This window comes from Bradyrhizobium sp. PRIMUS42 (genome assembly GCF_023006515.1).
Lineage (GTDB): Bacteria > Pseudomonadota > Alphaproteobacteria > Rhizobiales > Xanthobacteraceae > Bradyrhizobium.
This window is the reverse complement of sequence record NZ_JALBGZ010000218.1, coordinates 1-8,921: the sequence shown is the minus strand read 5'-3', so window position 1 is coordinate 8,921 and position 8,921 is coordinate 1. Positions and strand designations below refer to the sequence as shown.

Below are 8,921 nucleotides of genomic sequence, written 5' to 3'. Positions count from 1 at the left end.
CCAGGCGGTCACGGATGTCCGCGAGGGCCGCGCCGGCGCCGTCGTCACCAATCCGATCGCCAAGAGCGTGCTCTACCGCGCGGGCTTCCGTCATCCCGGCCACACCGAATACCTGGCCGAGCTCGCAGCAGAGGACGGCCGGGTGCCGCAGCCGGTGATGATGCTGTGGTCGCCGCAGCTCGCCGTGGTGCCCGTGACCATCCACGTCTCGATGCGCGAGGCGCTGGCCCAGCTCACCAGTGAGCTGATCGTCTCGACGGTTCGCATCGTCGCGACTGAACTGAAATCCCGCTTCGGTATCGCGCGGCCGCGCATCGCGGTTTCCGGCCTCAATCCGCATGCCGGCGAGGACGGCTCGCTCGGCCACGAGGAACAGACCATTATCGCGCCGGCGCTGAAAACGCTGCGTGGCGACGGCATCGAGGCAAGAGGCCCGCTGCCCGCCGACACCATGTTCCACGAGGCCGCGCGCAGCACCTATGATTGCGCCGTCTGCATGTATCACGACCAGGCGCTGATCCCGATCAAGACGGTCGCCTTCGACGACGCGGTCAACGTCACGCTCGGCCTGCCCTTGATCCGCACCTCGCCCGATCACGGCACCGCCTTCGACATCGCCGGCACCGGCAAGGCCAATCCGGCCAGCCTGATCGCAGCCTTGAGGCTCGCAAGCCGCATGGCGGCTGCGACCACCTGATGAGCGCGATCGACGACCTCCCGCCGCTGCGCGAGGTCATTCGCCAGCACGCGCTGTCGGCGCGCAAATCGCTCGGCCAGAACTTTCTGCTCGACCTCAATCTCACCGCCCGCATCGCCCGTGCGGCAGCTCCGCTGGAAGACTCCACCATCGTCGAGATTGGCCCCGGCCCGGGCGGGCTGACGCGGGCGCTGCTCGCGCTCGGCGCAAAGCGCGTCATCGCCATCGAGCACGACGAGCGCGCGATCCCGGCGCTTCAGGATATTTCCGCGCGCCACCCTGACAGGCTCGAGATCGTGCATGGCGATGCCATGACCTTTGATCCGCGTCCGCTGCTCGATGGCGAGAGAGCGAAGATCGTCGCCAACCTGCCCTACAACATCGCCACCCAGCTTCTGATCAACTGGCTGACGACCGAGCCCTGGCCGCCCTGGTACGATCTGATGGTCCTGATGTTTCAGCGCGAGGTCGGCGAGCGCATCGTCGCGCGCGAGGACGAGGAGGCCTATGGCCGGCTCGGCGTGCTCGCCAATTGGCGCTGCGAGACCAAGATCCTGTTCGACATTGCGCCGTCCGCCTTCGTGCCGCCGCCGAAGGTCACCTCCTCCGTCGTGCGCCTCAAGCCGCGCGCAGAACCGCTGCCTTGCGATCGCAAAATGCTCGAGCAGGTCGCCGCCGCCGCCTTCGGCCAGCGCCGCAAGATGCTGCGGCAAAGCCTGAAGTCGCTCGGCGTCGATCCGGCGCGGCTTGCACAAGCCGCCGGCGTCGAGGCGACGCGGCGCGCAGAGACCATTCCCATATCAGGCTTTGTTGCCATGGCCCGTGAATTGGCCAATATACGGACCGAAACAGAGCGATAATTTCGGAGGAAGAAATATGGCGCTGATGCGCAGGCAGTCCCTGGTCAAGTTCGATGCGCCCTTGTGCGAGACCATCGTCGATACGCCGAAGCCGCAAGGACGTGAGGTGCTGGTGCGCATCGAGCGCTGCGGCCTTTGCCATTCCGACCTCCACATCCAGGACGGCTATGCCGATCTCGGCGGCGGCAAGAAGCTCGACACCACGCGCGGCATGACGCTGCCCTTCACGCTCGGCCACGAGATCGCCGGCGTGGTCGACGAAGTCGGCCCGGACGTCGCCGCCGGCCTGGTCGGCACGAAGAAGGCCGTCTTCCCCTGGATCGGCTGCGGCCAGTGCCGCGATTGCGCCAATGGCGACGAGAATCTGTGCGTGAAGCAGCGCTTCCTCGGCGTCTCCATCGACGGCGGCTTCGCCACCCACGTGCTGGTGCCCGACGCAAAATATCTGCTCGACTACGATCCGCTGCCCGTCAACCAGGCCGCGACGCTGATGTGCTCCGGCGTCACCGCCTATGGCGCGCTCAAGCGCCTGGTCGACCGTCCGCGCCAGCGCAACCTCTTGCTGATCGGCCTCGGCGGCGTCGGCATGATGGGCCTGTCGTTCGCGCAGGCGATGTTCAAGCAGCCGATCACGGTCGCCGACCTCTCGCCGGCCGCGCGCGACACTGCGCTGAAGAATGGTGCCGCCAATGCCTATGACCCGTCCGAGCCCGACGTGATCAAGCGCATCCTGAAGGAGACCGAAGGCGGCTTCGACGAGATCGTCGATTTCGCCGGCAACGAGAAGTCGATGGCCTTCGCGGTCGCCGTCGCCGCGCGCGGCGGCAAGATCGTGGTCTCCGGCCTGATGGGCGGCCAGTTCACGCTGCCGATGGTGCAGTGGGTCTACAAGCGCATGACCATCGAGGGTTTCATGGTCGGCACGCTGGCTGAGGCCCAGGAGCTGATGGCGCTGGCCCGCGCCGGCAAGATCAAGCCGACGCCGATGCGCGAGGAGCCGATGGGCGATGTCCAGAAATGGATCGACGAGCTGCGGGCCGGCAAGGTCGTCGGCCGCATCGTGCTGAAGAACTGACCCATCGCGTGCTGCGGGCCCGGCGCAAGTCGCGCCCGCTGCACGGAACGCCTTCGGCCCCGCTGCGTTGGCAGGGCATGTCCATTCGTTGCACCGTCGAAAGCGCATTCTTCATCGCCTGGAGCTGCCTGGAGCAGAGCGGCGAGCTCCGCTCGCCGGACGAGAGCGCCAACGTCATTCTCGACGCGATCGAAGCCCAGCTCAGGACCGGCGAACGCCGGCAGCTGATGCTCGCCAACAGGGCGATCGACGCCTACCGCGCGCATGCGGCGCAACACCGATCCTCGGGGGACCGCGAAGCCCGCTTCGGGTGATGATCACCGCCGCCCTCTCGACCCGCCAGGCCCGACGGCCTCACGTACGCGGCGGCGACTGCCGTTTCTGGTGCAGATAGGCCGGATTGAAATCGCCGAGCCGCTGCAAGTCGCGCCATTTCAGCACGATCAGCTCGCCCTCGCGCAGATCCATGGCTCCGCTGCGCCTGAGTTCGCCCAGTGTCCGGTTCACCGTCGCGATCGCCATGCCCAGCGTCTCGCCGAGCTGCGCCAGGCTGATCGGGATGCGGCAGCGATTGCCGCGGACGAGCTGCGCCGCGCGAGCACGGTAGAACAGCTCGCAGAACAGGTGTGCCATGCGCGCCTGCATTGGCCGGGCGCTGTTGTTGGTGATGGCCTCGCGAAAGATCGCGGCATCGAGCAGCGTCTCGCGCCAGACCGCCAGCCCAAAGCTTGGCCGCCGCCGGAACGCGATGAACAATTCGCGATGCGGGATAAAGGCGATTGAGGCCGCCCCCAGCGCGCTCAATCCGTGGTCCATCTGGTCGATGAACAGGCCCTGCGCATCCGGCAGGTCGCCGGTGAGATGGAACGCCAGATATTGCCGCCCACCGCCGCCCAGCAGATGGTAACGCGCGACCATGCCGGTGACGACCAGCACCGAATGTTCGGGTTTGTCGCCCTGACGGATGAAATCCTGGTTGGGCTCCAAATCGCGCAGCGTGAAGGTGAGCGCCCGGATTTCCGCAAGATCCTCCTCTGCGAGCGCTGTGTGCTCGCAAAGGTTCCGGATCAGCACGTCGTGGGCTTTTTCCATGGGGCCGCCAAAAATGGCGCCGGTTCTATCAAATGATCCGTCCGGCTTGGGTTCAGCGGACTAGAACGCGGTTCGGAGGCACAGGTTGCTAACCGGTTTGCGACCGCACCGAGTCGCATCCACCCCCGTCACCCCCCGACTGCGAACGAGCCGTCCCTTCATGAGCCCTACGACGATCCTGGAGCGCATCCGCAGCCTGTTCAGGTCGGATACGAGCGAGCACCTCGACAGCATCAGCGATGCCTTGGTCGCGGGCACGCTGAAGGAGCCGGTCCGGCCGATGTCCGATCAGGAACTCGCCCCCGCCATCCGCGAGTTCCGCTCGGCGCCGGTCTCCGATGGGTCGCGTGCAAAGCTCTCGCGGCGTTTCGTCGAGACGTCGGTGCCGCGCGACGGCTGAAGCAGCAAGCGAGGCTCATGCCGCATCCGAAGTTCATCGCGCGTCTGCAGGCCATCGAAAGCCTGTCCGAGGACGAACGCCGGCAGGTCGCCGCCCTGCCCTCCACGCTGCGCCAGGTCGCCGACGGCGAGATCGTGCTGCGCCAGGGCGAGGCCGCCTCGCGCTGCGTCTTCGTCGTGAGCGGCTTCCTCTACCAGGCCCGCATCGTCGGCGACCGCAGCCAGATCCTCGCGTTCCACGTTCCCGGCGACATGCCCTGCCTGCACACCCTGCTGGTCTCGCCGATGGATGCGGACCTCGTCGGCCTCGGACCGACCATCGTCGGCACTGTCGGGCACAGCCCGCTCCGGCAGCTTCTCGACGGCTCCCACCACCTGACACGCGCGTTCTGGCGCGAGACGCTGATCGATGCGGCCATCTCGCGGCAATGGATCGCCCGCCTCGGCGCGCAGGCGGCCTTGCCCAAGGTCGCGCACCTCATCTGCGAACTCGCCGCAAGGCTGGACGTCGTCGGCCTCCTCAACGACCGCTGCTTCCAGATGCCGATGACGCAGCGGCACGTTGCCGATGCCTGCGGACTGTCGATCGTCCACGTCAACCGCACCATCCAGGAACTGAGGCATCGGAGATTGATCGCCTGGGAGGGCAGCGAGATCGAGCTGCTGCAACCCGAGGAGCTGCGCGAGCTTGCCGATTTCAGGCCCGACTATCTGACGTGAGCGCGAATGCAAGGTCGCGGCCGCTCGACCGGCTACTTCTTCTTGTCGCCTGTCCTGCGTTGTCCGGCCGCGCCTTTGGTTTCAGGCTGGTTTGCCCGATTGGCATTCGTCCCTGTGGTGTCCATCGTCCCTCGCTCCGTGGCACCGTTGGTGTTTTCCGGCCTGTCCATGCCGGTCTGCGGAGCCGGCCCCGTATTCTGGGCAATGACCGGGCCGGACATGGCTGCAAATGCGACCGCGGCAATGAGCGCTTTCATGGGCATCTCCCTCGTCTGATAAAAGACGTTGCTGCAGGCGAGTTGTTCCGGCGTTCCGCCGTCGCGCGCGACTGCGGCGAAGCATCGCCTCACGATCGCGGTCGCACCGTCCGCCATGATCTGAGCAGCGGGCCGCCGGGTCCGGCGACCGGATCCGTCTTCGGCTTACGGACCTTGGCGATACGCTTGACGGCGTCGGGACGCTCTCGCGTGTCGGTGCACTCGTCGTAGGTCCCGTCCTGCGGGTACGCGCCGACGACGATAAAGTCCCGGCTGGATTCGATGAGGCGGTGTCCCGTGCCTGCGGGAAGGACCAGCACATCGCCGGCCTTCACGCTGAGGATCCGCCCCTTGATCCCGCCGCACTCGATTCTGGCCGTGCCGCGTGCCACGCCCATCACTTCGTGAATTTGCGAATGATAATGAACGAAGTCGTACACGGTGTCGCGCCACGACCGACCCCAGCCATTCGTATCGAACAGCGTGTCGATGATGACATCAGGGGGAAAACGCCGGCTCTTCAGGTTCACCGCGCCGCGATAGAGCAGCACTGGAAATTTCGGATTGTTCGGAACGATGCCGTCGTCGCGAAAATGCAGTTCTGCCGGTTTACGGGCCCGCACAAGCCCACGCAAAGTCGCCGCATCGGGATGGTGCTCCACCAGCTTCTTGGCGAAATTCTTGACCTGATCCTTGATCGGCATGGCGTCTCCTCAGCCGCAATTTCAACGACGGCGGAGGCGAGAAGTTTCCAGGGCGGAACGGGGATGAAAGCGACCAGTCTGCAAACGCTCCCCTCCTGGTCGTTCATCCACAGTGCCCGTGGACGGCCCTTGGCGACGTTCGGCGACCCGTGGCAAAACCGCAAGATCGGTCGAGCACGTCGCGTCCGAAGTGCGCTTTAGCTGGTGCTGCCACGGAGAACGGAACGATGACGGCGGCGCTTCAAAACTACCATGCCCGGATGCAGCGGGTGCTGGATCACATCGACCGGCATCTCGACGACAATCTGGACCTGGATACGCTGAGCAGCGTCGCAGCCTACTCGAAATATCATTTCCACCGGCAGTTCACTGCAACCTTCGGGCTGTCAGTGCATCGCTATATCCAGCTCGCCCGCATGAAGCGCGCTTCATACCGGTTGGCCTACAGCGACGCCGAAAGCGTCACGGATATCGCGATGGATGCCGGCTACGACGCACCGGACGCCTTCGCCCGCGCCTTTCGGCAACGGTTCGGCCAATCGCCGTCGTCGTTCCGGAAGTCTCCCGACTGGGAGCCGTGGCTTGCGGCCTTCGGGCCTCTCGACAACGCGAGGAGCAAGCTCATGCAGAAGACCTTTACCAGCGACGACGTGACGATCCGCGATGTGCCGACGACGGCGGTGGCGATCATGGAGCATCGGGGCGACCCGGCGACGCTTCCCGCCACCATCCAGCGCTTCATCGCCTGGCGTAGAGCCGCCGGCCTGCACCCCAGCACAAGTCCGACCTTCAACGTCTGGCGTTCCGAGCGGCGGCCTGCCTCGCCCGCCGACTATAGCGTGGACCTCTGTGTCGGAACCGGCCAACCGATCGAGCCGAACGGCGAAGCGATCAAAGCCGGCGTGATTCCGGGCGGACGCTGCGCAGTGCTGCGCGTCGTCGGCAACACCGACAATCTGGAGCCCGCCGCGCTCTACCTCTATCGCGACTGGCTTCCGGCCAGCGGCGAGGACGCACGCGACTTCCCGATCTATTGCCAGCGGCTGAGCTTCGTCCCTGAGGTCGGTGAGCACGAGGCGACCGCGGATTTGTTCCTGCCGCTGAAATAGCGGCCTCGGGCGGGGGGCTTGCGAGGCCACGTCGATGTCATCCGCGAAGTGGCGGCTCGCCGTATCACGCGGCGGCCTCCACTCCGTCATTGCGAGGAGCTCTTGCGACGAAGCAATCCAGACTGCCGCTTCGGAGAGATTCTGGATTGCTTCGCTGCGCTCGCAATGACGATGGGCGAGAGCGCGCCCCGGAATGACCGACGGAGGCCGAGGCAACCGCGTGCGAGGCGTCGGGCAACACACCGAAACACCTCGTCAACCCCTGCCCGCAAAAACATTCCACTTTCCCGAATTTCGGATTTATGACATACACCGCTCATCCCGGCCCCTGCCAAAGGGGCGCTTCGCGATCGTCACGAGATGCGGGCCGGGCTTGCGGTGGACGCGGTAGCGCCGGCGCGACATGCATGATGACAGGGCGGGCAACCGTGAGTCCTCAGGCGACGCGATACGACCCGGCGCGGTCGCAGCGGTCAGGTTGGACATCGGGGGCGAGCACGCGCCAGCCCCTGACGATCCGGCCCGGTCGTCCGCGGACGGAGAAGTCGTGTGGTCCTGACGCCCGGGGTCTGTGCGTCAAGTCTCAGCGGTGATGTGGCGGCCCGACCGGGCACGCGCATCGATCATCCGCAAGGCGACGGGGGCAATAGTGCATCGCTCCCCGGGGAGAGCACGAAGGACACCGTTAAAACCATCCGCGCAGGGAAGGCCGGGCGACCGGCATCACCTGTGATCCACCCCGTGTGCATCTTCGTAGCGCACGGATCTCGGGTGCCGCCGGCGCCCGGCCTTCCCTGCGCCCTTTGGCCTTCATCGGGCGCCGAACGACAGCAAGCCTCGGGCGAAACGCGCCGCGAGACTGCGAAGGCGTGTCTGCCAGTAAGCTGAGAGTTGGAGAATGCCGACGATGCCCCTTGCTCCGTCATTGCGAGCGCAGCGAAGCAATCCAGACTGCCGCCCAGGAAAGGTTCTGGATTGCTTCGTCGCAAGGGCTCCTCGCAATGACGATGTGGAGAGAGGGAGCGCCACACTCGCGCTCTCGTGCCCCGGACGCGGCGCAGCGCCCCTTAGCGGTGCGCTGCAGAGCCGGGGCCGATGCCGCAACGGAGTCCGCAGCGCTGGGTCGCGCCTCCCCTTCACGCCGCTTTTCGCCTGGCTGCGGGGCTGTTAGACTGGCGCCATTACTTCGAGGAATTTTGATGCGCGCGAGGATTTTCAATCGCGTTTTGGGGCTGGCGGCGCTGGCGCTGCTTGTCGTCGTTGCGGAGCCGGCGTCGGCGGAGAAACGCATCGCGCTCGTGGTCGGCAACTCCGCCTACAGGAACATCACGCCGCTCGACAACCCCTCCAAGGATGCGCGCCTGATGGCGGAGACGCTCAGTGCGCTCGGCTTCACACTGGTCGGCGGACGCGCCCAGCTCGATCTCGACAAGGGCGCGATGGACATCGCCGTGCAGAGCTTCGGCCAGCAGGTCCAGGGCGCCGACGTCGCGCTGTTCTATTATGCCGGCCACGGCGTCCAGGTCGCCGGCTCCAACTACCTCGTACCTGTTAGCGCCAATCCGACGCGCGAGGCCGACGTCGATTTCCAGATGACCGACGTCAATCTCGTGCTGCGCCAGATGCAGGGCTCCGGCACCCGCCTCAATCTCGTCATCCTGGATGCCTGCCGCAACAACCCGTTCGGCTCACGCGGCTTGCGATCATCGGATGGCGGCCTTGCGCAGATGCGCGCGCCAGAGGGCACGCTGATCTCCTATGCCACCCAGCCCGGCAACGTCGCGCAGGACGGCAGCGACGGTCATAGCCCTTATACGAAGGCGCTGGCGACGACGATCCGGGTCGCGGGTCTCGATGTGTTTCAGACCTTCAACCAGGTGGGCCTCGCGGTGAAGCGCGCCACCGCGGGCGCGCAGCAGCCCTGGGTGTCGTCCTCGCCGATCGACGGCACCTTTTACTTCGTGCCGCCGACGCAAACTGCGCCGCCGCCGGTCGCGGCGATGCAGCC

The 8,921-nt window shown here is 66.1% G+C and carries 11 protein-coding genes; 8 read left to right on the top strand and 3 right to left on the bottom strand.

Annotation, left to right across the window (positions count from 1 at the left end):
• From pdxA to MOV75_RS17770, 4 genes are all read left to right on the top strand, one after another.
• Window positions 1-697: 4-hydroxythreonine-4-phosphate dehydrogenase PdxA (gene pdxA, locus MOV75_RS17785; protein ID WP_247006290.1), on the top strand; the 697-nt coding region annotated here is incomplete at its 5' end.
• Complete coding sequence (rsmA, locus tag MOV75_RS17780) at window positions 697-1,557, top strand: 16S rRNA (adenine(1518)-N(6)/adenine(1519)-N(6))-dimethyltransferase RsmA (RefSeq protein WP_246926379.1); 861 nt, start codon at window positions 697-699, stop codon at window positions 1,555-1,557. The genes pdxA and rsmA, both read left to right, overlap by 1 nt.
• Window positions 1,558-1,573: 16 nt before the next feature.
• A complete protein-coding gene (locus tag MOV75_RS17775; RefSeq protein WP_246926385.1) occupies window positions 1,574-2,632 on the top strand; it encodes an alcohol dehydrogenase in 1,059 nt (352 codons plus the stop codon).
• A 77-nt stretch (window positions 2,633-2,709) separates the two neighbouring features.
• Window positions 2,710-2,946, top strand: a complete 237-nt coding sequence (locus MOV75_RS17770; RefSeq protein WP_309486819.1) for a hypothetical protein — start codon at window positions 2,710-2,712, stop codon at window positions 2,944-2,946.
• Between the two features lie 40 nt (window positions 2,947-2,986).
• Here MOV75_RS17770 and MOV75_RS17765 read toward each other — a convergent pair whose 3' ends face one another.
• Window positions 2,987-3,724: a Crp/Fnr family transcriptional regulator gene (locus MOV75_RS17765; protein ID WP_246926389.1), complete on the bottom strand. Its 738-nt coding sequence runs from the start codon at window positions 3,722-3,724 to the stop codon at window positions 2,987-2,989.
• Between the two features lie 160 nt (window positions 3,725-3,884).
• Between MOV75_RS17765 and MOV75_RS17760 the strand changes: the two genes are divergently transcribed.
• Complete coding sequence (locus MOV75_RS17760; RefSeq protein WP_246926390.1) at window positions 3,885-4,124, top strand: hypothetical protein; 240 nt, start codon at window positions 3,885-3,887, stop codon at window positions 4,122-4,124.
• 17 nt (window positions 4,125-4,141) lie between these two features.
• Entirely contained in the window at window positions 4,142-4,843 is a 702-nt protein-coding gene (locus tag MOV75_RS17755; protein ID WP_246926393.1) for a Crp/Fnr family transcriptional regulator, read from the top strand.
• Between the two features lie 32 nt (window positions 4,844-4,875).
• On the opposite strand, the gene MOV75_RS17750 is transcribed toward MOV75_RS17755, so the two are convergent.
• Both MOV75_RS17750 and MOV75_RS17745 read right to left on the bottom strand, forming a co-directional pair.
• Window positions 4,876-5,100, bottom strand: coding sequence for a hypothetical protein (locus tag MOV75_RS17750; RefSeq protein WP_246926394.1), 225 nt, complete (start codon window positions 5,098-5,100; stop codon window positions 4,876-4,878).
• Between the two features lie 89 nt (window positions 5,101-5,189).
• Window positions 5,190-5,804: a cupin gene (locus MOV75_RS17745; RefSeq protein WP_247006288.1), complete on the bottom strand. Its 615-nt coding sequence runs from the start codon at window positions 5,802-5,804 to the stop codon at window positions 5,190-5,192.
• 227 nt (window positions 5,805-6,031) lie between these two features.
• Between MOV75_RS17745 and MOV75_RS17740 the strand changes: the two genes are divergently transcribed.
• Entirely contained in the window at window positions 6,032-6,913 is an 882-nt protein-coding gene (locus MOV75_RS17740; protein ID WP_246926398.1) for a GyrI-like domain-containing protein, read from the top strand.
• A gap of 1,199 nt (window positions 6,914-8,112) precedes the next feature.
• Window positions 8,113-8,921, top strand: an 809-nt coding sequence (locus tag MOV75_RS17735; protein WP_247006286.1) for a caspase family protein, incomplete at its 3' end; no start/stop codon positions are given.